Origin of the sequence: Streptomyces sp. NPDC048392 (assembly GCF_043200575.1) — a bacterium.
Taxonomy (GTDB): Bacteria; Actinomycetota; Actinomycetes; order Streptomycetales; family Streptomycetaceae; genus Streptomyces.
The window spans coordinates 147,773-171,100 of sequence record NZ_JBICYB010000008.1 but is presented as its reverse complement, the minus strand read 5'-3'; the positions used below and the strand labels follow the sequence as shown (position 1 = coordinate 171,100).

Annotated in this window: 19 protein-coding genes; 14 read left to right on the top strand and 5 right to left on the bottom strand. The window is 71.1% G+C overall.

What is annotated here, in order from left to right; genetic code table 11:
• Positions 1-21: 21 nt before the first annotated feature.
• The 3 genes from ilvN to serA all read left to right on the top strand — a co-directional run bounded on the left by ilvN (position 22) and on the right by serA (position 3,476).
• On the top strand, positions 22-546 hold the full coding sequence (ilvN, locus tag ACGFYH_RS14605; RefSeq protein WP_189234138.1) for an acetolactate synthase small subunit: 525 nt from the start codon (positions 22-24) through the stop codon (positions 544-546).
• Positions 547-664: 118 nt separating this feature from the next.
• Complete coding sequence (gene ilvC, locus ACGFYH_RS14600) at positions 665-1,663, top strand: ketol-acid reductoisomerase (protein WP_393803470.1); 999 nt, start codon at positions 665-667, stop codon at positions 1,661-1,663.
• A 223-nt stretch (positions 1,664-1,886) separates the two neighbouring features.
• On the top strand, positions 1,887-3,476 hold the full coding sequence (serA, locus tag ACGFYH_RS14595; protein ID WP_393803469.1) for a phosphoglycerate dehydrogenase: 1,590 nt from the start codon (positions 1,887-1,889) through the stop codon (positions 3,474-3,476).
• A 55-nt stretch (positions 3,477-3,531) separates the two neighbouring features.
• On the opposite strand, the gene ACGFYH_RS14590 is transcribed toward serA, so the two are convergent.
• Positions 3,532-5,064 carry an MFS transporter gene (locus ACGFYH_RS14590; protein ID WP_393803468.1) on the bottom strand — a complete coding sequence of 511 codons (1,533 nt, stop codon included), beginning with the start codon at positions 5,062-5,064 and terminating at the stop codon, positions 3,532-3,534.
• An 85-nt stretch (positions 5,065-5,149) separates the two neighbouring features.
• Between ACGFYH_RS14590 and ACGFYH_RS14585 the strand changes: the two genes are divergently transcribed.
• The gene (locus tag ACGFYH_RS14585) at positions 5,150-5,728 is read left to right on the top strand and encodes a TetR/AcrR family transcriptional regulator (protein WP_393803467.1); all 579 of its coding nucleotides are present in this window, start codon (positions 5,150-5,152) and stop codon (positions 5,726-5,728) included.
• Positions 5,729-5,971: 243 nt separating this feature from the next.
• Here the strand turns inward: ACGFYH_RS14585 and ACGFYH_RS14580 are convergent, their stop codons facing one another.
• The 3 genes from ACGFYH_RS14580 to ACGFYH_RS14570 all read right to left on the bottom strand — a co-directional run bounded on the left by ACGFYH_RS14580 (position 5,972) and on the right by ACGFYH_RS14570 (position 10,020).
• Positions 5,972-7,441: an oxygenase MpaB family protein gene (locus ACGFYH_RS14580; RefSeq protein WP_393803466.1), complete on the bottom strand. Its 1,470-nt coding sequence runs from the start codon at positions 7,439-7,441 to the stop codon at positions 5,972-5,974.
• Entirely contained in the window at positions 7,438-8,157 is a 720-nt protein-coding gene (gene uppS / locus ACGFYH_RS14575; protein ID WP_393803537.1) for a polyprenyl diphosphate synthase, read from the bottom strand. The genes ACGFYH_RS14580 and uppS overlap by 4 nt, the downstream gene beginning before the upstream one ends.
• Before the next feature lie 642 nt (positions 8,158-8,799).
• Positions 8,800-10,020, bottom strand: a complete 1,221-nt coding sequence (locus ACGFYH_RS14570; RefSeq protein ID WP_393803465.1) for a PucR family transcriptional regulator — start codon at positions 10,018-10,020, stop codon at positions 8,800-8,802.
• 183 nt (positions 10,021-10,203) lie between these two features.
• Between ACGFYH_RS14570 and ACGFYH_RS14565 the strand changes: the two genes are divergently transcribed.
• From ACGFYH_RS14565 to ACGFYH_RS14545, 5 genes are all read left to right on the top strand, one after another.
• A complete protein-coding gene (locus tag ACGFYH_RS14565) occupies positions 10,204-11,130 on the top strand; it encodes a proline dehydrogenase family protein (RefSeq protein ID WP_393803464.1) in 927 nt (308 codons plus the stop codon).
• A gap of 47 nt (positions 11,131-11,177) precedes the next feature.
• A complete protein-coding gene (pruA, locus tag ACGFYH_RS14560) occupies positions 11,178-12,818 on the top strand; it encodes an L-glutamate gamma-semialdehyde dehydrogenase (RefSeq protein WP_393803463.1) in 1,641 nt (546 codons plus the stop codon).
• 306 nt (positions 12,819-13,124) lie between these two features.
• On the top strand, positions 13,125-13,256 hold the full coding sequence (locus ACGFYH_RS14555; protein WP_393803462.1) for a hypothetical protein: 132 nt from the start codon (positions 13,125-13,127) through the stop codon (positions 13,254-13,256).
• Between the two features lie 76 nt (positions 13,257-13,332).
• A complete protein-coding gene (locus ACGFYH_RS14550; protein WP_393803461.1) occupies positions 13,333-14,376 on the top strand; it encodes a 3-isopropylmalate dehydrogenase in 1,044 nt (347 codons plus the stop codon).
• A gap of 265 nt (positions 14,377-14,641) precedes the next feature.
• Positions 14,642-15,730, top strand: a complete 1,089-nt coding sequence (locus ACGFYH_RS14545) for a branched-chain amino acid aminotransferase (RefSeq protein WP_393803460.1) — start codon at positions 14,642-14,644, stop codon at positions 15,728-15,730.
• A gap of 75 nt (positions 15,731-15,805) precedes the next feature.
• On the opposite strand, the gene ACGFYH_RS14540 is transcribed toward ACGFYH_RS14545, so the two are convergent.
• Positions 15,806-17,236: a cytosine permease gene (locus ACGFYH_RS14540; RefSeq protein WP_393803459.1), complete on the bottom strand. Its 1,431-nt coding sequence runs from the start codon at positions 17,234-17,236 to the stop codon at positions 15,806-15,808.
• A gap of 144 nt (positions 17,237-17,380) precedes the next feature.
• On the opposite strand from ACGFYH_RS14540, the gene ureA reads away from it, so the two are divergent.
• The 5 genes from ureA to cimA all read left to right on the top strand — a co-directional run bounded on the left by ureA (position 17,381) and on the right by cimA (position 23,322).
• The gene (gene ureA, locus ACGFYH_RS14535; protein ID WP_393803458.1) at positions 17,381-18,064 is read left to right on the top strand and encodes an urease subunit gamma; all 684 of its coding nucleotides are present in this window, start codon (positions 17,381-17,383) and stop codon (positions 18,062-18,064) included.
• Positions 18,061-19,737 carry an urease subunit alpha gene (locus ACGFYH_RS14530; protein ID WP_393803457.1) on the top strand — a complete coding sequence of 559 codons (1,677 nt, stop codon included), beginning with the start codon at positions 18,061-18,063 and terminating at the stop codon, positions 19,735-19,737. Before ureA ends, ACGFYH_RS14530 begins: the two co-directional genes overlap by 4 nt.
• 14 nt (positions 19,738-19,751) lie before the next feature.
• Positions 19,752-20,786: an agmatine/peptidylarginine deiminase gene (locus tag ACGFYH_RS14525; protein ID WP_393803456.1), complete on the top strand. Its 1,035-nt coding sequence runs from the start codon at positions 19,752-19,754 to the stop codon at positions 20,784-20,786.
• 9 nt (positions 20,787-20,795) lie between these two features.
• Positions 20,796-21,398, top strand: coding sequence for a TetR/AcrR family transcriptional regulator (locus ACGFYH_RS14520; protein ID WP_393803455.1), 603 nt, complete (start codon positions 20,796-20,798; stop codon positions 21,396-21,398).
• A gap of 319 nt (positions 21,399-21,717) precedes the next feature.
• On the top strand, positions 21,718-23,322 hold the full coding sequence (gene cimA, locus ACGFYH_RS14515) for a citramalate synthase (protein WP_393803454.1): 1,605 nt from the start codon (positions 21,718-21,720) through the stop codon (positions 23,320-23,322).
• Positions 23,323-23,328 lie beyond the last annotated feature (6 nt).

Sequence of the window (23,328 nt, the reverse complement as noted above, 5' to 3'; positions counted from 1 at the left end):
ACAGGCAAAGGAAGCAGACCCATGTCCAAGCACACGCTCTCCGTCCTGGTGGAGAACACCCCCGGCGTCCTCGCCCGGATCACCGCCCTCTTCTCCCGCCGCGGCTTCAACATCGACTCGCTCGCCGTCGGCGTCACCGAGCACCCCGACATCTCCCGCATCACCATCGTGGTGAGCGTCGAGGACTTCCCGCTCGAGCAGGTGACCAAGCAGCTCAACAAGCTCGTCAACGTGCTCAAGATCGTCGAGCTGGAGCCCACCCAGGCCGTCCAGCGCGAACTCGTTCTGGTGAAGGTGCGCTCCGACAACGAGACGCGCTCCCAGATCGTCGAGATCGTCCAGTTGTTCCGCGCCAAGACCGTCGACGTCTCCCCGGAGGCCGTCACCATCGAGGCCACCGGCAGCAGCGACAAGCTGTCCGCCATGCTGAAGATGCTGGAACCGTACGGCATCAAGGAACTCGTCCAGTCCGGCACGATCGCCATCGGCCGCGGCGCCCGTTCGATCACGGACCGCTCACTGCGCGCACTCGACCGGTCCGCATAACGACGGAAACGGGCGGCCCGCCGGACGGCGCGCCGCCCGTATCGCGAGACCCCGGAACTTCCCTTCCCCCCACCGGCATACGGTGGCACGCAACACCTGCACACAAGGAGAGAACCCAGTGGCCGAGCTGTTCTACGACGCCGACGCCGACCTGTCCATCATCCAGGGCCGCAAGGTCGCGGTCATCGGTTACGGCAGCCAGGGCCACGCCCACGCCCTGTCGCTGCGCGACTCCGGTGTCGACGTGCGCGTTGGTCTGCACGAGGGCTCCAAGTCCAAGGCGAAGGCCGAGGAGCAGGGCCTGCGCGTGGTGAGCCCGTCCGAGGCCGCCGCCGAGGCCGACGTCATCATGATCCTGGTCCCGGACCCGATCCAGGCCGAGGTCTACGAGAAGCACATCAAGGACAACCTGAAGGACGGCGACGCGCTGTTCTTCGGCCACGGCCTGAACATCCGCTACGGCTTCATCAAGCCCCCGGCCGGCGTGGACGTCTGCATGGTCGCCCCCAAGGGCCCGGGCCACCTGGTGCGCCGCCAGTACGAGGAGGGCCGCGGCGTTCCCTGCATCGCCGCCGTCGAGCAGGACGCCACGGGCGACGCCTTCTCGCTGGCCCTGTCGTACGCGAAGGGCATCGGCGGCACCCGCGCCGGCGTCATCAAGACGACCTTCACCGAGGAGACCGAGACCGACCTGTTCGGTGAGCAGGCCGTCCTGTGCGGTGGCACCGCTGCCCTGGTCAAGGCGGGCTTCGAGACGCTGACCGAGGCGGGTTACCAGCCGGAGATCGCGTACTTCGAGTGCCTGCACGAGCTGAAGCTGATCGTGGACCTCATGTACGAGGGCGGCCTGGAGAAGATGCGCTGGTCGATCTCCGAGACCGCCGAGTGGGGCGACTACGTCACCGGCCCGCGGATCATCACCGACGCCACCAAGGCCGAGATGAAGAAGGTCCTCGCCGAGATCCAGGACGGCACGTTCGCCAAGAACTGGATGGACGAGTACCACGGCGGTCTGAAGAAGTACAACGAGTACAAGAAGCAGGACTCCGAGCACCTGCTCGAGACCACCGGCAAGGAGCTGCGCAAGCTCATGAGCTGGGTCGACGAAGAGGCGTGAGTCGCTCGTCCCGTGACGGTGCCCGGCACGCCGGGCACCGTCACGGGCCTCCACTTCCGGGTGATGCTTCCCAAGAGGCGCAGGACGGCTCCCGCCGCGCCACTACACTGCTGAACACATACGCGTCAGGCCCACAGCGTCGTGCGTCTTCCACGCGGCTAGCAACCCTCCACCGCATGCGGCCGTCGGGACGGCCGTCCGCATTGGACTTGTGAGGACTCACGTGAGCTCGAAACCCGTCGTACTCATCGCTGAAGAGCTGTCGCCCGCCACCGTGGACGCGCTCGGCCCCGACTTCGAGATCCGCCAGTGCAACGGCGCGGACCGGGCCGAACTGCTCCCCGCCATCGCCGACGTGGACGCGATCCTGGTCCGCTCCGCCACCAAGGTCGACGCCGAGGCCGTCGCCGCCGCCAAGAAGCTCAAGGTCGTGGCCCGCGCGGGCGTCGGCCTGGACAACGTCGACGTCTCCGCCGCCACCAAGGCCGGCGTGATGGTGGTCAACGCCCCGACCTCCAACATCGTCACCGCCGCCGAGCTGGCCTGCGGTCTCCTCGTCGCCACCGCCCGCAACATCCCCCAGGCCAACGCCGCCCTGAAGAACGGCGAGTGGAAGCGCAGCAAGTACACCGGCGTCGAGCTGGCCGAGAAGACCCTCGGCGTCGTGGGCCTCGGCCGCATCGGCGCGCTCGTCGCCCAGCGCATGTCCGCCTTCGGCATGAAGGTCGTCGCCTACGACCCCTACGTGCAGCCCGCGCGGGCCGCGCAGATGGGCGTCAAGGTGCTGTCCCTCGACGAGCTGCTCGAGGTCTCCGACTTCATCACCGTCCACCTGCCCAAGACCCCCGAGACCCTCGGCCTGATCGGCGACGAGGCGCTGCGGAAGGTCAAGCCGAGCGTCCGCATCGTCAACGCCGCGCGCGGCGGCATCGTCGACGAGGAGGCGCTGTACTCGGCGCTCAAGGAGGGCCGCGTCGCCGGCGCCGGCCTGGACGTGTACGCCAAGGAGCCCTGCACCGACTCGCCGTTGTTCGAGTTCGACCAGGTCGTCGCCACCCCGCACCTCGGCGCCTCCACCGACGAGGCCCAGGAGAAGGCCGGCATCGCCGTCGCCAAGTCCGTCCGCCTCGCCCTCGCCGGTGAGCTGGTCCCGGACGCGGTCAACGTCCAGGGCGGCGTCATCGCCGAGGACGTCAAGCCGGGCCTGCCGCTCGCCGAGCGCCTCGGCCGCATCTTCACCGCGCTCGCCGGTGAGGTCGCCGTCCGCCTCGACGTCGAGGTCTACGGCGAGATCACCCAGCACGACGTGAAGGTGCTGGAGCTCTCCGCCCTCAAGGGTGTCTTCGAGGACGTCGTCGACGAGACCGTGTCGTACGTCAACGCCCCGCTGTTCGCCCAGGAGCGCGGCGTCGAGGTCCGGCTGACCACCAGCTCGGAGTCCCCGGAGCACCGCAACGTCGTCACGGTGCGCGGCACCCTCGCGGACGGCGAGGAGGTGTCGGTCTCCGGCACGCTGGCCGGCCCGAAGCACCTCCAGAAGATCGTCGCCGTCGGCGAGTACGACGTGGACCTCGCCCTCGCCGACCACATGGTCGTCCTGCGCTACGAGGACCGCCCCGGCGTCGTCGGCACCGTCGGCCGCGTCATCGGTGAGGCCGGCGTCAACATCGCCGGCATGCAGGTCGCCCGCGCGACGGTGGGCGGCGAGGCGCTCGCCGTCCTGACCGTCGACGACACGGTGCCCGCCGGGGTGCTGGCGGAGGTCTCGGCGGAGATCGGCGCGACGTCGGCCCGCTCGGTGAACCTGGTCTGAGGTTCCGGGGGCGCTGCCCCCGGACCCCCGCACCGGCCCTGTACGGGCCTGGTCCTCAGACGCCGGACGGGCTGAGTCGGTCAGCCTGTCCGGCGTTCTCGCGTACCCGGATGCCGCGCAGTGCGCGTGCGGCCGGCACCGCTGCCGCCAGCAGCAGGACCATCCCCGCGAGCGCGGCGCCCCGCATCCCGTCGGTGAATGCCGCCCGCGCCGCCACGGCCAGGGCTTCGCCCGTGGCTCCCGGTGCCCGACCGGCGACGGCCAGCGCGCTGCCCAGGGTCTCCCGAGCGGCGTCCGGTGCCGATGCCGGCATCTCGTGGTGGTAGACGGCCGTTCCGACCGAGCCGAGGACCGCCATGCTCAGTGCGCCGCCGAACTCGGTGCCGGTCTCCATCAGGGACGAGGCGGTACCCGCCTTCTCGACGGGGGCGGAGCTGAGCGCCAGGTCGGTGAGCTGGGACATCACGGCGACGATGCCACCGGCCATGACCCCGCACGCCGCCAGCACCAGCCACAGCGAGTCGGTTGCGGCCATGGCCAGCAGCCCGTATCCGGCCGCCGCGACCACGAAGCCACCCGCGACCACGTGCGCCCGCTCCACACCCCGCCGCACCAGCCCCATGGCGAGTGGCGCGGCGAAGCCGATGAGTACCGAGGGCAGCAGGGCCCACAACGCGGCCTCCAACGCGCTCTTGTCCAGGACGGACTGGAGGTACTGGGTGGTGAAGTACGAGGAGCCCATCATCCCGAAGGCCGACACCAGGTTGAGGACGACGGCGGGGGTGAAGCCGCGGCCTCGGAAGAGCGCGGGTGGGACGAGCGGGAAAGCGGCGGTGCGCTGGCGGTGCACGAACCACGCGGCGAAGAGCAGGCCGACCGTCACCGACATCACGTAGCGCACGTGCCAGCCCTCGGTCGGGATCTCCTTCAGGCCGTAGACCACGGGCAGGACCGCCGCCATCGACAGCGGGACACTCAGCAGGTCGAAACGGCCGGGGGAAGGGCTCCTCGACTCCGGGAGCAGCACCGGGCCGAGGATCAGCAGCAGGGCCATCGCGGGCAGGTTGACCAGGAAGACCGAGCCCCACCAGAAGTGCTCGACGAGGACGCCGCTCATCACCGAGCCGAGTGCGATGCCGGCCGTCATCACCCCGGACCACAGCCCGATCGCCTTCGCCCGCTGGGCGGGGTCGGTGAACATCGTGCGGACCAGCGCCATCGTCGACGGCATCAGGGTGGCGCCGCCGACGCCGAGGACGGCACGGGCCGCGATCAGGGTCTCGGCGGTGTGTGCGTAGGCCGCGAGCAGGGAGGCGGCGCCGAAGGCCGCCGCGCCGAGGAGGAGCAGCCTGCGGCGGCCGAAGCGGTCGCCCAGCGATCCCGTCGTCATCAGCAGGCCGGCCAGCACGAAGCCGTAGATGTCGAAGATCCACAGCTGCTGGGCGCCGCTCGGGTCGAGGTCCGCGCTGATCGCCGGAATCGCGAAGTAGAGGACCGAGACGTCCATCGAGACCAGCAGCAGCGGGAGCATCAGTACGCCCAGCGCGGTCCACTCGCGGCGGCCGGCCCGGGACGGGTTCGTTGTCATGACGGGTGACTGTACGCATGTCTTATACGGCTGTCTAGAACGGATGTATAAGACGGATGTATGGACGGGCGGGTAGGGTGACGGCATGGGACACCGTGAGGATCTGCTCGAAGGCGCCAAGCGCTGCCTGCTCGCCAAGGGGTTCGTGCGCACGACGGCGCGCGACATCGTCAAGGAGTCGGAGACCAACCTGGCGTCCATCGGCTACCACTACGGGTCGAAGGACGCGCTCCTCGCGCAGGCCTACGTGGCGATGGTCGAGAACATGTCCGAGGCCTTCGACAGCGAGGTCCAGGGCGAGCCCGGCTCGTTCGAGCGGTTCACCTCCGTGTGGTCGAACATCATCGGCACCATGCGCAGGCCGGGATCGATGTGGCGCCTGAGTATGGAGATCGTGGCGCTGGGCGATCAGATGCCGGAAGTGCGCGACCATCTGGCGCGAGCCCAGCGAGAGGGCTCGCGCGGATTCGTCGCCCTGTTCACGGGCGCGCGCGAGGAGGACATCCCGGAGGAGGTCGTCGACACGCTCGGCACCTTCTACACGACCCTGATGATGGGCGTCATGGCGCAGTGGACCTTCGATCCGAAGACCGCGCCCGAGGCGGCCCAGCTCACCAACGGCCTGCGTCAGGTGGTCGAGGCTGTAGGGACCGTGGTTCCGTGAGCACTGCGTCCTGCGGAAACGTCGGGTTCCGCGTGTCGTGAGCACTGCTCGGGGGCGTTGATCATGAGCAGGATGCCCCGTTGAGGTGCTCGCGGCGGCAGGAACTGACCGGCCCCCCAGATTCCCGACGAGACGCGCGCGTTGAGGAGGCCCAGCCGTCGTGGAAGTTTCGCGGCACCTGAGCCGCACGTCCGGACGTGGAGTCAGGAGCGTGCAGCCGTGGCCGCCACATGCGCGAGTTCGCTAGGCGTCGGCGAGAAGGGGGTCGTACGGGGTGCTCGTGCGGCGGCCCGACATGAAGGAGAGGAAGTCACCCACGAAGGCGCTCCGGCCGTAGGCGCCGTCGGTGGGGTTGAGGTCGCGGTGGAAGGCGGTGCGGAAGAGGGTCCGGTACTCGTCGGCATCGATGCTCCCGCTGCCGTCCTTGTCGGTGGCGTCGAAGAGCACCTCGGCGACACGGATGAGCGCGGGTCCGGCGAGGGAGGGGATGGCGGCGGCGTACTCGTCGGCGCTGACGCGGCCGTCGCCGTCCGTGTCGAGGGCGGCCTGGAGCTCGCGCCACCAGGCGGCGAAAGCGTCGTAGAGCCGGGTCTCCTCGGGCTCGTCCAGGTCCAGGCGGGTGGAAAGTTCGCGGGCCATGGCGGCGAGGTCAGGCCAGTCGAGGTGGCCGTCGCCCGTCTGGTCCAGCACCTGGCGGAAGAACTCCCCCGCCGAGCGTCGGCCCTCTCCCGAGCCCGCGGAAGCCGCCGGGTCCGGGCCGGGGCCGACGACGCCGCCCAGTGGTGTGAGGAGACGAAGCAGGGCCGACGCCCGCTTCATGCGGGCGCGCAGAGCGGCCACGGTGCGGGCGCGGGGGTCGTCGCTGCCGGGCGAGAGGGAGAGGACTTCGATGATGCTCTCGGCGCTGATCCAGCCCTCGGGCAGGAAACGGGCGAGCCCGGCGGCGAGGTAGGCGCCCTGCATGAGGGTCTGGGCACCGGGCATCTCCGGCAGCCCGGCCCTGCGCCGGTACGGCTCGGGGAGCGAGGCGACGGTGATCGCGCCGAGGAGCGGGCCGACGACGGCCCGGCCCGCCGCCCACAGCGTCGGCGCGCCGTCGAGCAGTGCCGGGGCGGGCAGGTGGTCGAAGAGCCGGTAGAGGATGACGCGGGCCGCTTCGGTGTTCTCGAGCTCGTTTTCGACGACCCGGTCGAAGTATCGCCAGAAGTCGTTCAGGGCCTCGGGGAGTTCTGCGGCGTCACCGTCGAGCGCGGCAAGAAACGCGCGGTATTCGGCGTACATCCGCTCCATCGTGTCCGGGTCGAGCGGCTGGCCGCTCAGCCGGCACATGGTGACGGCGCTCTCGAAGAGGGTGGCGACCACCCAGGCCCGGGTCGCCCGGTCCATCGCGTCGTAGGCGCGGCCGCGGGAGTCGGAACCGCTCATGCGGGCGTGCAGCCGGTTGAGCCGGGCGGCTTCCCGTTCGCGCTCCGCCAAGTCGGTGCCGAACATGCGCCGCATGCTGAGGAAGGTGTTGCGCAGCCGGCGCCAGGGGTGGGCGACGAAGGTGGAGTTGTCGACGAGGGCAGCGCCGATCTGCGGGTGAGCGGCTTCCAGCACGGTGGCGCGGATCATGGCCAGCGCCCAGCGCGGGTCGTCGAAGAAGGCGCTGAACTGCGATTCCGGGCCGAACAGGGGCCCCTCGTCGGCCGTGTCCGTGGTTTCGGTGGTCATGATGGGTCTCCGTTCGTCCGGGGCGGCACGCCGCCGAAGCGGCGGTCGCGGCGCCGGTAGGTATGGAGGCACGCGAGGAACTCGGGGGCCCGGAAGTCAGGCCAGAGCACCTCGGGGAAGATCCACTCGGCGTAGGCGACCTGCCAGAGCATGAAGTTGGAGATGCGCTGCTCGCCGGAGGTGCGGATGACGAGGTCCACGTCGGGGGTGTCGGGGAACGGCAGGTGGTCCGAGAAGAGCCGTTCGGTCACCTCATCGGCGGGGGTCTTGCTGCGGATCAGCGACCTCGCGGCCGCCACGATGTCCCGGCGGCCGCCGTGGTCGAAGGCCACGGTCAGCGTCATCCCGCGATTGTCGGCGGTCAGTGCGGCCAGATCGTCGAAGTCCCGGGCCAGTTCACGGGGGATACGCGGGTCGGCGACCCCGAGGAAGCGACAGCGGATGCCACGGGCCAGCAGCAACGGCGCATGCTTCCGCACGACCCGGCGGACCAGGCACATCAGATAGTCGACCTCCGCACCCGGGCGGTTCCAGTTCTCGGTGGAGAAGGCGTACAGGCTGAGCCACTCGACACCGGCGGTCCGAGCCGCCTCGATGATGTCGATGACCGTCGCCTCCGCGGCCCGGTGGCCCGCCGTCCGGGGAAGCGAACGCCGCTGCGCCCAGCGGCCGTTGCCGTCCATGACGCAGGCCACGTGGAGCGGCACCGCACGCACCGGCCTGTCGTCCTGCCGCAACTCGTCGCCGTACTGTTGCCCGCCCGGCCGGTCTTTCGTCGCCGGGCGGGCGTGCGGGACGCCGTGGTCCGTCACGCCCAGCCCCCTCCCCCCGGAACGGCACGGTCGGCCCTACCGCGCTCGGTCACGCCCACCCCGTCCCGCCCGTACGCGCGCCCCACCGGCGCGTTCTCTCCCAGAGTCTGACGGCGCGAAAGGGTCCTGACGGGCCAATCGAGTGACTGTCACCCTTGGCTCGTATGTCCGATTCCCGCGTTCCGGCGGAAGCTTCTCCGCTGACCGCGATCGACGGCCTCGTCCGCGCCAGCACCACCCGGCTCCTCCTCAATGGGTGCAGCAAGGGGAGTGGGGGAAACATCAGCCGGATGGGGCGGCGCTGTGCCGGTCCTCGTCCACGATGCGGTCCACGCGCAGGCGGTCGGCGGGGAAGGCCGACACGCTGGAAGATCAGATGGACGGCGGCGGCGCCAAAAAGAACGCGCCACCCGAAGCCGGAGGATCGTTAACCGTCATGAACTGACCGCTACTGAGCGATACCGTTGTCCATGATCACGCGGAAGTGTCCAAACGGTGTCCATGATCACGCGGAAATGTCCACGGAATCGCGGAACCTACGGGCCGCTACAGACGACGCGCCTTGAGCGCCATGTGCAGCAGCAGCCGGTCCTCCCCGTCGTCCAGGTCCAGGCCCGTGAGCTGCTCGACGCGGGACAGGCGGTAGTACAGCGTCTGGCGGTGGATGCCCAGCTCGGCGGCGGTGCGGCCGGCCTGGCCCGCGCAGTCCAGGTACACCTCCGCGGTGCGGGCGAGTTCGCGGTGGGCGGGGGAGAGCAGCGCCCGTACGGCGGGGTCCTGGGCCGACCGCGGCGGCAGCGCCGTCAGCAGCCGGAACGCTCCGATCGACGTCCACTGCGCGACCGGGCCGAACCGCGACTCGGCCCGTGCCGCCCGTGCCGCCGCCGAGGCCTCCCACCAGGCGGCCCCCAGGTCCGCGAGACCCGTGCGCGGTGCCGACACGCCGGCCGCGACACCGGCCGCCCCGCTCGTGCCCCGGGATGCCGCCGCCCGCTCCAGCAGCCGCCCCGCCGCCGACGTCGCCGGGGCCGGCACGTCCGCCGAGCGCAGCCGCACCAGCAGCGCCAGCGACAGCCCCGCGGCCCCCCACGGCACCGTGCACAGCGCCGTCGCCCCCGGCACCGTACGGACCGAGGGCGCGTCCTCGGGATCGGCCGAGGGCCAGGGCGCCACGCAGACCACCGCGTGCGGGGTGTCCGCCCGGGTGCCGAGCGCGGTGCGCAGTTCCGCCACGGCCATGTCCCGCTGCCAGTCCCGCTCGGCCGTCAGCACCGCCCGCAGCTCCCGGCTCAGGTCCGCGCCGTGCTGCGCCTCGTCGGCGAGCAGCGCGCCGATCCGCGCCGCGACCTCCATGGCCGCCGTCAGCTGCCGCTCGGTCGGACCCGGGTCGGTGTCCAGGAGCCACACATAACCGAGGACGACCCCCCGGTGGCGCACCGGCAGACAGGTGCGCCCCCGGTACACCCCCGCCTCGGGGGTCGGCGGGATGCGGACCGGGCCCGCCGCACGGGTGATGCCGAAGCCCTCGAACCACGCCCGGACCGCGGCGGTGGAGCGCCGGGTGAGGATCGAGCGGGTGCGCACCGGGTCCAGGACGGACGGATCGAGGTCGCCCTCGCTGTCGTAGGCGCCGAAGGCGATCAGCTCGAAGTCGCGGTTCTCCAGGGTCGCGGGCGCGCCGAGCAGCTCGGAGATCTCGTCGACCAGCTCCTGGTAGTCACCACGGGTGCCACCGGAGCCTGCCGAACCTCTGGAATCCGATGTCATCCGGGCATTCTGCCGTATTCGTTCGCGTCCTTCATACATCTGTCTGAGATCCGTGGCACGGATGCGTGACAGCTGTCGATGGCCGACGATCGGGGGGATCCTTAGATTTCACGGTGGTTCTCCGTGCCGTTCCCCGTTCGCCGGGCGGCGGCCCCTGTGTTGGTTGGTGAGTGGAGGTGCCCCGTGCTGGGTCCCGTGATTCTGGCCGCGTCGCGCAGCGACCGGATGCGTCGTCTTGTCTCGGCCGCGCCCGTGACCAGGCCGGTCGTCGACCGGTTCATCCCCGGTGAGACGGTCGACGAGATCGTGCCGATCATCCGGGACCTCACCGGTCAGGGCCTGGAGCTGACGATGGACGTCGTCGGCGAGGACATCACCACCCCCGCGCAGGCCCAGGTTGCCCGCGACGCCTACCTGGAGCTGATCGACCGGCTCGAGCCCCTGGACCTCGGCAGCCGCGCCGAGATGTCCGTGAAGCTCTCCATGTTCGGGCAGGCGCTGGACGGCGGCCACGAACTCGCCCTCAAGAACGTCCGCCCCGTCGTCGAGGCCGCCGCCGAGATCGGCACCACGGTCACGCTCGACGCCGAGGACCACACCACCCTCGACTCGATGTTCGCCATTCACGAGGAGCTGCGGAAGGACTTCCCGCAGACCGGCTGCGTCATCCAGGCCTACCTGTTCCGCACCGAGGCCGACGCGCGCCGGCTCGCCGACGGCGGCTCTCGCGTACGGTTGGTGAAGGGCGCCTACAAGGAGCCCGCCGAGGTCGCGTACCAGCGGCGCCACGAGATCGACAAGGCGTACGTGCGCATCCTGCGCACGCTGATGGAGGGCGAGGGCTACCCGATGATCGGGTCGCACGACCCCCGCCTGATCTCCATCGCCCAGGAGCTGGCCCGCACCGCCGGGCGCAAGCTCGACGAGTACGAGTTCCAGATGCTGTACGGCATCCGCGGCGACGAGCACCTGCGGCTGGCCGCCGAGGGCCACCGCATGCGCGTCTACACCGCCTACGGCACCGACTGGTACGGCTACTTCATGCGCCGTCTGGCGGAGAAGCCGGCCAACCTCCGGTTCTTCGCCCGCTCGATGGTCAGCAAGGGCTGAGCCCGCACCCGCTCGCAAGACCCGCTCAGTAAGGAGTTACGGAACCCATGGACGCTGTGACCCAGGTCCCCACCCCCGTCAACGAGCCGGTGCACGGCTACGCCCCCGGTTCCCCGGAACGCGCCCGCCTGGAGGAGAAGCTCCGGGAGCTCGCCGACAACCCCGTCGACCTGCCCTGCACCATCGGCGGCGTCAAGCGGATGGGCGGCGGTGAGCGCTTCGACGTCGTGCAGCCGCACAACCACAAGTCCCGCCTGGGCACCTACGCCAACGCCACGCAGCAGGACGCCCAGGACGCGATCGACGCCGCCCTGGCCGCCGCCCCCGCGTGGCGCGCGATGTCCTTCGACGACCGCGCGGCGATCATCCTGCGCGCCGCCGAACTGCTCTCCGGACCCTGGCGCGAGACGATCGCCGCCTCCACCATGCTCGGTCAGTCCAAGACGGCCCAGCAGGCCGAGATCGACAGCCCCTGCGAGCTGGTCGACTTCTGGCGCTTCAACGTGCACTACGCCCGCAACATCCTGGCCGAGCAGCCCCCGGCCAACTCCCCGGGCGTGTGGAACCGCATGGACCACCGCCCGCTGGAGGGCTTCGTCTACGCGATCACGCCCTTCAACTTCAGCGCGATCGCGGCCAACCTGCCCACCGCCCCGGCCCTGATGGGCAACGTGGTGGTCTGGAAGCCCTCCCCGACGCAGACCCACGCCGCCGTGCTGCTCATGCGGCTCCTGGAGGAGGCCGGGCTGCCCAAGGGCGTCATCAACCTGGTCACCGGCGACGGGATCGCGGTCTCCGAGGTCGCGCTGGAGCACCGCGACCTCGCGGGCATCCACTTCACCGGCTCGACCAGGACCTTCCAGCACCTGTGGAAGACGGTCGGCAACAACATCGAGAAGTACCGCACCTACCCGCGCCTGGTCGGCGAGACCGGCGGCAAGGACTTCCTCGTCGCCCACCCGAGCGCGGACCGCGCGGTGCTCAAGACCGCGCTGACCCGCGGCGCCTTCGAGTACCAGGGCCAGAAGTGCAGCGCCACCTCGCGCGCCTACATCCCGGCGTCCATCTGGAACGACGGCTTCAAGGAGGAGTTCGCCGCCGAGGTCGACTACCTCACCATGGGGGACGTCACCGACCTGTCGAACTTCGTCGGCGCCGTCATCGACGAGCGGTCCTTCGCCAAGAACAAGGCCGCGATCGACCGCGCCAAGGCCGACGAGACCTGCACGATCGTCGCGGGCGGCTCCTACGACGACTCCGTCGGCTACTTCGTGCGCCCGACGGTCGTCGAGTGCTCCGACCCGGAGAACGAGGTCTTCCGCACCGAGTACTTCGGCCCGTTCCTCGCCGTGTACGTGTACGACGACAGCGCGGCCGACGCGTACGACGCGATGCTGACCCAGATGGAGTCGGTGTCGGACTACGCGCTCACCGGCTCGGTCATCTCGGGCGACCGCGCGGCGGCGGCGTACACGATGGAGAAGCTGCGCTACGCGGCCGGCAACTTCTACATCAACGACAAGTCGACCGGCGCCGTGGTCGGCCAGCAGCCCTTCGGCGGCGGCCGCGCCTCCGGCACCAACGACAAGGCCGGTGCCCCGCAGAACCTGATGCGCTGGACGCTGACCCGCGCCATCAAGGAGACGCTCGTCGCGCCGACCGACTACACGTACCCGCACATGGGCTGACACCCGCGCGCGGACGCCCGGCGGGCCAGGTCGACCGACCTGGCCCGCCGGGCGTTTTCGCAGGTCCAGGCCGTGTGAGCGAGGGCACTGTCTCAGATAGTAGGAAGTCCGAGTAATTGTGGAGACAGACGCGGCGCGCTCCCTTAACTTTGTAGGAGCCGAACGTCCCGCTCGATCGAGCGAATGGCGGCAGTGAGCCCGTGCCCGTGCAGGCAACCCCTGCGGCACCGCGCTTCCCGCCCCTTCCGGCGTCTCTCCGTACCACTCGCTTTCCGCGCTCATTTTGTGCCGAAGGAGTCGATTCCCATGGCCGAGACGACCGTCCGCCGCCGAGTCCGCCACCACTCCCGTACGACTGACTCCGACCGCAAGAACGCCGCGGCCGCCCTCCAGCGCTCCCTCGACCGCCGGGACAACGGCGGCGCCACCGGTCACTGAGGACCGCGCCGACGCGCGGCGTCCGCATGCCGGACGCCGCATGTCATCACGTGGGACGAGAGGTAGGGTGCCGGACATGTCTCGCAGCCTCAGTCTCGCAGTGATTCCCGGTGACGGCATCGGCCAGGAGGTCGTGGCCGAAGGTCTCAAGGTCCTCTCCGCCGTCCTCCCGCAGGATGTGAAGCTGGAGACCAGGGAGTTCGACTTCGGCGCCCGGCGCTACCACGCCACCGGTGAGACCCTCACCGACGCCGACCTCGACGCCCTCAAGGCGCACGACGCCATCCTGCTCGGCGCGATCGGCGACCCCTCGGTGCCGTCCGGCGTCCTGGAGCGCGGCTTCCTGCTCAAGCTCCGCTTCGCCTTCGACCACCACGTCAACCTGCGGCCCAGCAAGCTCCTGCCCGGCGTCGCCACCCCGCTCGCCGGTCAGCCCGAGATCGACTTCGTCGTCGTCCGCGAGGGCACCGAGGGCCCGTACACCGGCAACGGCGGCACCATCCGCAAGGGCACCGGGCACGAGGTCGCCACCGAGGTCTCCGTCAACACGGCCTACGGTGTCGAGCGCGTCGTCCGCGACGCCTTCGCCCGCGCCCAGGCCCGTCCGCGCAAGAAGCTCACGCTGGTCCACAAGAACAACGTCCTGACCTTCGCGGGTCACCTGTGGACCAACGTCTTCGACACGGTGGCCGCGGAGTTCCCCGAGGTCACCACCGACTACATCCACGTCGACGCGGCGACCATCTACCTGGTCACCGACCCGGCGCGGTTCGACGTGATCGTCACCGACAACCTCTTCGGCGACATCATCACCGACCTCGCCGCGGCCGTCTCCGGCGGCATCGGCGTCGCCGCCAGCGGGAACATCAACCCGTCCGGCGACTTCCCCTCGATGTTCGAGCCGGTGCACGGCTCCGCACCCGACATCGCCGGCCGGGGCAAGGCCGACCCCACCGCCACGGTCCTGTCGGTCGCCCTGCTGCTGCGCCACCTCGGCCACGAGGACGAGGCGACCCGGATCGAGGAAGCCGTCTCCGCCGACCTCGGGGAGCGCGGCGGCCTGCCCGCCCGGAGCACCTCCGAGATCGGCGACGCGCTCGCCGTACGAGTAGCCGGCTGACACCCGCCGCGCCACTCGATCGAACCCTTCCGCAGTCGCCGGGTCCCGAAAAACAAGGCACCCGGCGGCTTTCTCCTGCGTCCGCCAGGTGCGACCATCGAACCCTGGGCCGCATTCACCCCGTGTCGTCCGTCGCCGTCCGTGCGCGATAATCGAACGCGAAGCCGCGACATGAGGGAATGCTCGGACGTCCTAGCACCGGCCACCGGCCGTACGGGCGTGACCGCGGCCCGTCACAACCCATACCGGTGAAGGACAGCCACCCATGACGACGCCCACGATCGAGCTCAAGCCCTCCGCCAACCCGCTCTCGGATTCCGAGCGCGCGGCGATTCTGGCCAACCCCGGGTTCGGCCGCCACTTCACCGACCACATGGTGACGATCAAGTGGACCGAGGGCCGGGGCTGGCACGACGGCCAGCTCGTTCCGTACGCCCCGCTCTCCCTCGACCCGGCGACCATGGTCCTGCACTACGCGCAGGAGATCTTCGAAGGGCTGAAGGCCTACCGGCGGCCCGACGGTTCCGTCGCCACCTTCCGCCCGGAGAAGAACGGCGCGCGCTTCCAGGCCTCCTCCCGACGGCTCGGTATGCCGGAGCTTGCGGTGGAGACGTTCATCGAGGCGTGCGACGCGCTGGTGAAGCAGGACGAGAAGTGGGTCCCGGCCCACGGCGGCGAGGAGTCCCTCTACCTGCGCCCCTTCATGATCGCCACCGAGGTGGGTCTGGGCGTCAAGCCGGCCAACGAGTACCTGTTCCTCGTCATCGCCTCCCCGGCCGGCGCCTACTTCCCGGGCGGCGTCAAGCCGGTCTCCATCTGGGTCTCCGAGGACCGCGTCCGGGCCGTCCCAGGCGGCATGGGCGACGCCAAGACCGGCGGCAACTACGCGGCCTCCCTGCTCGCACAGGCCGAGGCCGCCACCAAGGGCTGCGACCAGGTCTGCTACCTCGACGCGATCGAGCGCAAGTGGGTCGAGGAACTGGGCGGCATGAACCTGTACTTCGTGTACGGCGACAGGATCGTCACGCCCTCCCTCACCGGTTCCATCCTGGAGGGGGTCACCCGCGACTCCCTGCTCACCGTCGCCCGCGACCTCGGGTACGAGGCCGAGGAGGGCCGCGTCTCCGTCGAGCAGTGGCAGCGCGACTCGGAGAACGGCACCCTCACCGAGGTCTTCGCCTGCGGTACGGCGGCCGTGATCACACCCGTCGGCACGGTCAAGCGGGCCGGTGCCGAGTGGCAGCAGAGCGGGGGCGAGACGGGCGAGGTGACGCAGCGGCTGCGGGACGCGCTGCTGGACATCCAGCGGGGTACGGCCGAGGACACGCACGGGTGGATGCACCGGCTGGCCTGAGACACCGGGCGCGGGGGCGGGCCCGCCGGAGCTGCCCGCCCCGGCAGGCCCGCCTCCGCCCGTCCGGTCTCGTCCTCAGACGCCGGACGGACTGAGACGGTCGCCTGCGGGCTGCGTAGAGGAGTGGGCCCGGGGCTGCGGCAACAGCAGGTACACCACGCCGCCCACCAGCCCCGACAGCAGGAAGCTGCAGTCCACGCCGCCGGTGAGCGACAGCAGCGGGCCCTCGTACGACGGCAGGGACACCGCCAGTACGCCGACCACCGCGCCCGCCGCCCAGGCGGCCGTCGCGGGGATGTTCCAGCCGGACCGGTACCAGTAGACGCCGCCCCGCGCCCGGCGGTTGAAGACCTGGAGGGCGTCCGCGTCGTAGACCCCGCCGCAGCGGACCGCGCCGATCATCGTGATGACCGCCCACGGCGTGCCGATCGCCGTCAGCAGCAGCACGAAGGACGTCATCGCCGACTGCGCCCGCCACCCGTAGTGCCCGGCGAAGACGCAGGCCGTGGCGACGACGGCGACGGCGCAGGTGGCGCGGGCGCGGGAGGCGCGCGGCAGGATGGCGTCCAGGTCCAGGCCCATCGAGTACAGCATCAGCCCCGCGTTGCCGACCGAGCCGGCCGTGGCGGCGAGCAGCAGCGGGACCAGGTACCAGGTGGGAGCGGCGTCGACGAGCGGCCCCGCGTAGTCCAGGGCGGCGCGGGCGGCGTAGGCCGTGAAGGTACCGAAGAGCTGCGGGACCAGCAGGCCGAGGACCAGCCCGAGCCACGTCGCGTGCAGTACCCGGCGGGAGGCGAAGCGGGCCGGGGAGATGTAGCGGGTGTAGTCGCCGAGCAGCGTGATGAAGGCGATCGGCCCGGACAGTCCGGCGGCCACGGCCGCCAGCAGCCACGTGGGCCAGAACCCGCCCAGCAGATGGCCGCCGGCCTCCGGCAGCGCGGCGGTCGTGAAGTCGGGGGCGTAGGCGATCACGCCCAGCACCAGCAGCGCGGTCATGGCGTAGGCCAGCACCCTGGACATGGCGAGCAGCACCCGGTAGCCGTAGACCGCGCCCGCGACGGTCGCGGCGGCGAGCAGACCGTAGACGAGGGCGTACGCCGCCCCGCCCTGCGGCAGGCCGACGAGCCGCCCGAGCACGCCCATCATCACGTCCCCACCGATCCACACGGTCAGCGCGGTGTAGCCGAGGGCCAGGAGCAGGCCGACCACCGAACCGACCAGCCGTCCGCGGACGCCGAACTGGGCGCCGGAGGAGGTGGACAGGTTGGTACCGGTGCGCAGCGAGATCAGGGCCAGCGGGGCCGTGAACAGCGTGCCGACGACCGTCCCCGCGACCACCGAACTCACCGACGCCCACCAGCCGAGGCCGAAGGACGGCGGCAGCCAGCCGAAGACGATCACGCCCAGACAGAGGTTGGACCCCAGCAGGATCGAGACCAGGTCCCGGGGTCCGCTGGTGCGTTCCTCCTCGGGGATGGTGTCGACTCCGCGCTGTTCTATCGGCATGGCTGGTCTCCTTCGACGGCCGCCCGAGTTTTAGAGCGACGTTCAATGTGACGTGTGGCCCGACCGCTCGTCAACGGTTCCGTTGCACGCAATCCGCCTTTAGAGTGTCGTTCTAATCTTGGGAAGGCAAGGAGGTGCCGCGTCGTGAGACTGACCCCCACGGAACGTGACCGGCTGCTGCTTTTCGGGGCGGCCGGGCTGGCCCGTGCCCGCCGGGCCCGCGGGCTGCGGCTGAACGTGCCGGAGGCGACCGCGCTGATCGCGGACACCGTGTGCGAGGCGGCCCGCGACGGAGCCCGCCTCGCCGAGGCCATCGAGCGCGCCCGGTCCGTACTCGGGCCGGACGACGTACTGCCCGGCGTCGCGGACGTGGTCACCGAGGTGCACGTGGAGGCCGTCTTCGACGACGGCTCCCGCCTCGCGGTCGTCTCCGACCCCGTCGGGGGCGGAGGGCTCGGGGCCGACGCCCCCGGTGTCCTGTTGCCAGGACGCGAGCACGCCGGGCCTCAGGCGGCGCTGCGGCTCCCGGTCACCAACACCGCGACCGTGCCCGTCTCCGTGACCTCGCACTTCCACTTCTTCGAGGCCAATCCGCGCCTGGACTTCGACCGTGGGCGGGCCTACGGCATGCGCCTCGCCGTCCCCGCCGGGTCCTCGGTCCGCTTCGGACCCGGCGAACGCGTCGAAGTGGGGCTCCTGCCGATCGGCGGGGCCCGCGTCGCCATCGGGTTCGCCGGACTCGTCGACGGTCCGCTGGACGCGCCGGGCGCCAAGGAAGAGGCCCTGCGCCGGGCCGCCGCCTGCGGATATCTGGGAGCTGACCGATGAGCACCGACCCGTACGCGTACGCCGCCACCCACGGTCCCCGCGCCGGCGACCGGCTCCGCCTCGGCGACTCCGGGCTGGTCGTCCGCGTCGAGTCCGACGCCCAGCGCCACGGCGACGAGTTCCTCGCCGGTTTCGGCAAGACCGCCCGCGACGGACTGCACCTCAAGGCGGCCGCCGTCCGCGAGACCTGCGACGTCGTGATCAGCAACGTGGTCGTCATCGACGCCGTGCAGGGCGTCCGGAAGGTGTCCATCGGCATCCGCGAGGGGCGTGTTCACGCCATCGGCCGGGCCGGCAACCCCGACACCCTCGACGGTGTCGACGTCGTGGTCGGCACGGGCACCTCCATCGTGTCCGGCGAGGGCCTCATCGCCACCGCCGGAGCCGTGGACACCCACGTCCACCTGCTCTCCCCGCGCGTCATGGAGGCCTCGCTCGCGTCCGGCGTGACGACGATCATCGGCCAGGAGTTCGGCCCCGTCTGGGGCGTCGGCGTCAACTCCCCCTGGGCACTGAGGCACGCGTTCGGCGCCTTCGACGCCTGGCCGGTCAACATCGGGTTCCTGGGCCGGGGCTCCTCCTCCCACGAGGCGCCGCTGGTCGAGGCACTGGCCGAGGGCGGGGCGTCCGGCTTCAAGGTGCACGAGGACATGGGCGCCCACACCCGCGCCCTGGACACCGCACTGCGCGTCGCCGAGGAGCACGACGTCCAGGTCGCCCTGCACAGTGACGGCCTCAACGAGTGCCTCTCCGTCGAGGACACCCTCCGGGTCCTCGAGGGCCGCACCACCCACGCCTTCCACATCGAGGGCTGCGGCGGCGGACACGTCCCCAACGTGCTGAAGATGGCCGGCGTCCCCCACGTCATCGGCTCCTCCACCAACCCCACGCTGCCCTTCGGCCGGGACGCGGTCGCCGAGCACTACGGCATGATCGTCTCCGTCCACGACCTCAAGACCGACCTGCCGGGCGACGCCGCCATGGCCCGCGACCGCATCCGCGCCGGGACCATGGGCGGCGAGGACGTGCTGCACGACCTGGGCGCCATCGGCATCACCTCCTCCGACGCGCAGGGCATGGGCCGGGCCGGCGAGACCGTCCGCCGCACGTTCGCCATGGCCGGGAAGATGAAGGCCCAGTTCGGCACCGACGGGGACGACGACAACGAGCGCGTCCTGCGCTACATGGCCAAGCTGACCATCAACCCGGCCATCGCCCACGGACTGTCCCACGAGGTCGGCTCGATCGAGGCCGGCAAGCTGGCCGACATCGTGCTGTGGCGCCCGGACCACTTCGGTGCCAAGCCGCAGCTCGTCCTCAAGTCGGGCTTCCCCGCGTACGGCGTGGTCGGCGACCCGAACGCGGCCACCGACACCTGCGAACCCCTCGTCCTCGGTCCCCAGTTCGGCGCGCACGGTGCCACGCCGGCCGAGATATCGGTGGCCTTCGTCGCCCAGGCCGCCCTCGACCAGGGCGGCGACACCATGCCGACCCGCCGTCGCCGGGTCGCGGTGCGCGGCACCCGCGGCATCGGTCCGGCCGACCTGCGCCTGAACTCCCGTACCGGCGCCGTCGACGTCGACCAGCGCACCGGCCTGGTCACCCTCGACGGCGACCCGCTGCGCTCCGACCCCGCCGACTCGGTCCCCCTCAACCGCCTCTACTTCCTGTGAAGGTGCCTCCCGCCATGACCCCTGCCGCCGACGGCTTCCGGATGCCCCCCGAATGGGCCCCGCACGAGCGCACCTGGATGGCCTGGCCCGGCCCCAACCCCACCTTCGACGACCCGGAGGACCTGGCCGCCGCGCGCATCGCCTGGGCGTCCGTCGCCCGCGCGGTGCACCGCTTCGAGCCGGTCACCGTGGTGTGCGGGCCGGGCCGCTCCACCGAGGCGCGGGAGCTGCTGGGCGAGGGCATCGACACGGTCGAGCGCGAACTGGACGACGCCTGGATGCGCGACATCGGCCCCACCTTCCTCACCGGGCGGGGCGGACTGGCCGCCGTGGACTGGACCTTCAACGGCTGGGGCGCCCAGGAATGGGCCCGCTGGGAGCACGACGCGAAGATCGGCGCGCACGTCGCCAGCCTCGCGGGCGCCCGGACCTACGCCTCACCGCTGGTCAACGAGGGCGGCGGCATCCACGTCGACGGCGAGGGCACGGTGCTGCTCACCGAGACAGTGCAACTCGGGCCCGAGCGCAATCCCGGGTGGACCAGGCAACGGGTCGAGGCGGAGATCCACGCCCACCTCGGCACCCGCAGGGCGATCTGGCTGCCGCGCGGCCTCACCGGCGACTACCCCCCCAACGGCTTCGGCACCCTCGGCCACGTCGACATCGTCGCCGCCTTCGCCGCGCCGGGCGTCGTCGTCGCCCACCACCAGCCCGACCCGGCCCACCCCGACCACGAGGTCACCGAGGAGGCCATCGGCGTCCTGCGCGCCGCCACCGACGCCCGGGGGCGCCGCCTGGAGGTCGTCGAGGTGCCCGCCCCGACCCGTCTGGAGGCCGACGGCCACTGGGCCGACTACTCCTACGTCAACCACTACCTCTGCAACGGCGGCGTCGTCCTGTGCGCCTTCGGCGACCCCCGCGACGAGATCGCGGCCGGCATCCTCCGCCGCCTCCACCCGGGCCGGACGGTGACCCTGGTGGACGCGCGTACGATCTTCGCGGGTGGCGGGGGCATCCACTGCGTCACGCAGCAGCAGCCGAGGATCTAGGAGCACCAGATGGCCGGTGGTGGGCGCAGGCAGGCCCCGCCGCGCGAGGACGTGCTCGCCGCCGCCATGGAGATGATCGCCGAGCGTGGCCTGGAGAAACTCACCATGGCGGCGCTCGGCCGCGAGGTCGGTATGAGCAGCGGCCATCTCCTGTACTACTTCGGCTCCAAGGACGAACTGCTGCTGCGCACCCTGGAGTGGAGCGAGGGCCGCCTCGGCGTCGAGCGCGGCCGGCTGCTCACCCGGCCCGGCACGGCCCGCGAACGCCTCGACGCCTACATCGGCCTGTACGTCCCCGACGGCCACCGCGACCCGCACTGGACCCTGTGGCTGGAGGTGTGGAACCGCTCACAGAACGCCCCCGGCGAGGCCCGCGACCGGCAGGCCGCCATCGAGGGCGCCTGGCACCGCGACCTGGTCGCACTGCTCGCGGAGGGCATCTCACGCGGCGAGTTCCGCACCGTCGACCCCGACCGCTTCGCGTCCCGGCTGCGGGCCCTCCTCGACGGCTTCGCCATCCACGTGGCGATCGGCCTGCGCGGGACGGACCGGGCCCAGGTACTCGCCCACGCGCGGGAGTTCCTCGCCGAGGGCCTGCTGGCGCGCTCCTGAGCCGCCCCGGTCCGAACGCGCACCGCTCGTATTCTGAGACGGACGGTGAGCAGAAGGGCGGCATGTGCCAGACTGCGTCCGTGCTCTCGTTCGCCACGATTATTGGCAACAGGCGCGCCGGTCCGCAGTGACCACCACGTACGACCAGGTACGGGTGGACACCGTCGTCCTCGACCCGCGCGCAGACCTCTCGCACCCGCGAGAGGTTTTTCGCTTTCCTGGCCCACCCCAAGCCGGGAAGAGAGCGCGAGGGATCATAGAAGGACGGTGGAGCCGGTCATTCCGGTAGACCGAGATCCCATACAGGAGTCTTCAGATCATGACCGCAACCAGCGAACTCGACGATTCGTTCCACGTCTTCGACACCACCCTGCGCGACGGCGCGCAGCGCGAGGGCATCAACCTCACGGTCGCGGACAAGCTGGCCATCGCACGGCACCTGGACGACTTCGGTGTGGGCTTCATCGAGGGCGGCTGGCCCGGCGCGAACCCGCGGGACACCGAGTTCTTCGCCCGGGCCCGGCAGGAGATCGACTTCAAGCACGCCCAGCTGGTCGCCTTCGGCTCCACCCGTCGCGCGGGCGCCACCGCCGCCGAGGACCACCAGGTCGACGCACTTCTGGACTCCGGTGCCCAGGTGATCACCCTGGTCGCCAAGTCGCACGACCGGCACGTCGAACTGGCCCTGCGCACCACGCTGGACGAGAACCTGGCGATGGTCGCCGACACCGTCTCCCACCTCAAGGCGCGGGGCCGCCGCGTCTTCGTCGACTGCGAGCACTTCTTCGACGGCTACCGCGCCAACCCCGAGTACGCGAAGTCCGTCGTGCGCACCGCCTCCCGGGCGGGCGCCGACGTCGTCATCCTGTGCGACACCAACGGCGGCATGCTCCCGGCGCAGATCCAGGCCGTGGTCGCCACGGTGCTGGCCGACACCGGCGCCCGGCTCGGCATCCACGCCCAGGACGACACCGGCTGCGCCGTCGCCAACACCCTCGCCGCGGTCGACGCGGGCGCGACCCACGTCCAGTGCACGGCGAACGGCTACGGCGAGCGCGTGGGCAACGCCAACCTCTTCCCGGTGGTGGCCGCCCTGGAGCTGAAGTACGGCAAGAGGGTGCTGCCCGAGGGCCGGCTGCGCGAGATGACCCGCATCTCGCACGCCGTCGCCGAGGTCGTCAACCTCACCCCCTCCACCCACCAGCCCTACGTCGGCGTCTCCGCCTTCGCCCACAAGGCCGGCCTGCACGCCTCCGCGATCAAGGTCGACCCGGACCTGTACCAGCACATCGACCCCGAACTGGTCGGCAACACCATGCGGATGCTGGTCTCCGACATGGCCGGCCGTGCGTCCATCGAGCTCAAGGGCAAGGAACTCGGCATCGACCTCGGCGGCGACCGCGAGCTGGTCGGCCGGGTCGTGGAGCGGGTCAAGGAGCGCGAGCTGGCGGGCTACACCTACGAGGCCGCGGACGCGAGCTTCGAACTCCTGCTGCGCGCCGAGGCCGAGGGCAGGCCGCTCACGTACTTCGACGTCGAGTCCTGGCGCGCGATCACCGAGGACCGCCCCGACGGAACCCACGCCAACGAGGCCACGGTCAAGCTCTGGGCCAAGGGCGAGCGCATCGTCGCCACCGCCGAGGGCAACGGCCCGGTCAACGCCCTGGACCGCTCCCTGCGCGTCGCCCTGGAGAAGATCTACCCGGAGCTGGCCAAGCTGGAGCTGGTCGACTACAGGGTCCGCATCCTGGAGGGCGTGCACGGCACCCAGTCCACGACCAGGGTCCTCATCTCCACGACGGACGGCACGGGGGAGTGGGCCACCGTCGGCGTCGGGGAGAACGTCATCGCCGCCTCGTGGCAGGCCCTGGAGGACGCGTACGCGTACGGGCTGCTCCGGGCGGGGGTCACGCCCGCCGGGTGAGCCCCA

Coding starts and splice junctions, on each gene's coding strand:
- ACGFYH_RS14540 (WP_393803459.1), bottom strand. CDS start 17,236: ATGCCGATAGAACAGCGCGGAGTCGACACCATCCCCGAGGAGGAACGC.
- ACGFYH_RS14570 (WP_393803465.1), bottom strand. CDS start 10,020: ATGACATCGGATTCCAGAGGTTCGGCAGGCTCCGGTGGCACCCGTGGT.
- ACGFYH_RS14555 (WP_393803462.1), top strand. CDS start 13,125: ATGGCCGAGACGACCGTCCGCCGCCGAGTCCGCCACCACTCCCGTACG.
- ACGFYH_RS14590 (WP_393803468.1), bottom strand. CDS start 5,064: ATGACAACGAACCCGTCCCGGGCCGGCCGCCGCGAGTGGACCGCGCTG.
- ACGFYH_RS14550 (WP_393803461.1), top strand. CDS start 13,333: ATGTCTCGCAGCCTCAGTCTCGCAGTGATTCCCGGTGACGGCATCGGC.
- cimA (WP_393803454.1), top strand. CDS start 21,718: ATGACCGCAACCAGCGAACTCGACGATTCGTTCCACGTCTTCGACACC.
- ACGFYH_RS14530 (WP_393803457.1), top strand. CDS start 18,061: ATGAGCACCGACCCGTACGCGTACGCCGCCACCCACGGTCCCCGCGCC.
- pruA (WP_393803463.1), top strand. CDS start 11,178: ATGGACGCTGTGACCCAGGTCCCCACCCCCGTCAACGAGCCGGTGCAC.
- ACGFYH_RS14580 (WP_393803466.1), bottom strand. CDS start 7,441: ATGACCACCGAAACCACGGACACGGCCGACGAGGGGCCCCTGTTCGGC.
- ACGFYH_RS14525 (WP_393803456.1), top strand. CDS start 19,752: ATGACCCCTGCCGCCGACGGCTTCCGGATGCCCCCCGAATGGGCCCCG.
- ilvN (WP_189234138.1), top strand. CDS start 22: ATGTCCAAGCACACGCTCTCCGTCCTGGTGGAGAACACCCCCGGCGTC.
- ACGFYH_RS14585 (WP_393803467.1), top strand. CDS start 5,150: ATGGGACACCGTGAGGATCTGCTCGAAGGCGCCAAGCGCTGCCTGCTC.
- ACGFYH_RS14520 (WP_393803455.1), top strand. CDS start 20,796: ATGGCCGGTGGTGGGCGCAGGCAGGCCCCGCCGCGCGAGGACGTGCTC.
- ACGFYH_RS14545 (WP_393803460.1), top strand. CDS start 14,642: ATGACGACGCCCACGATCGAGCTCAAGCCCTCCGCCAACCCGCTCTCG.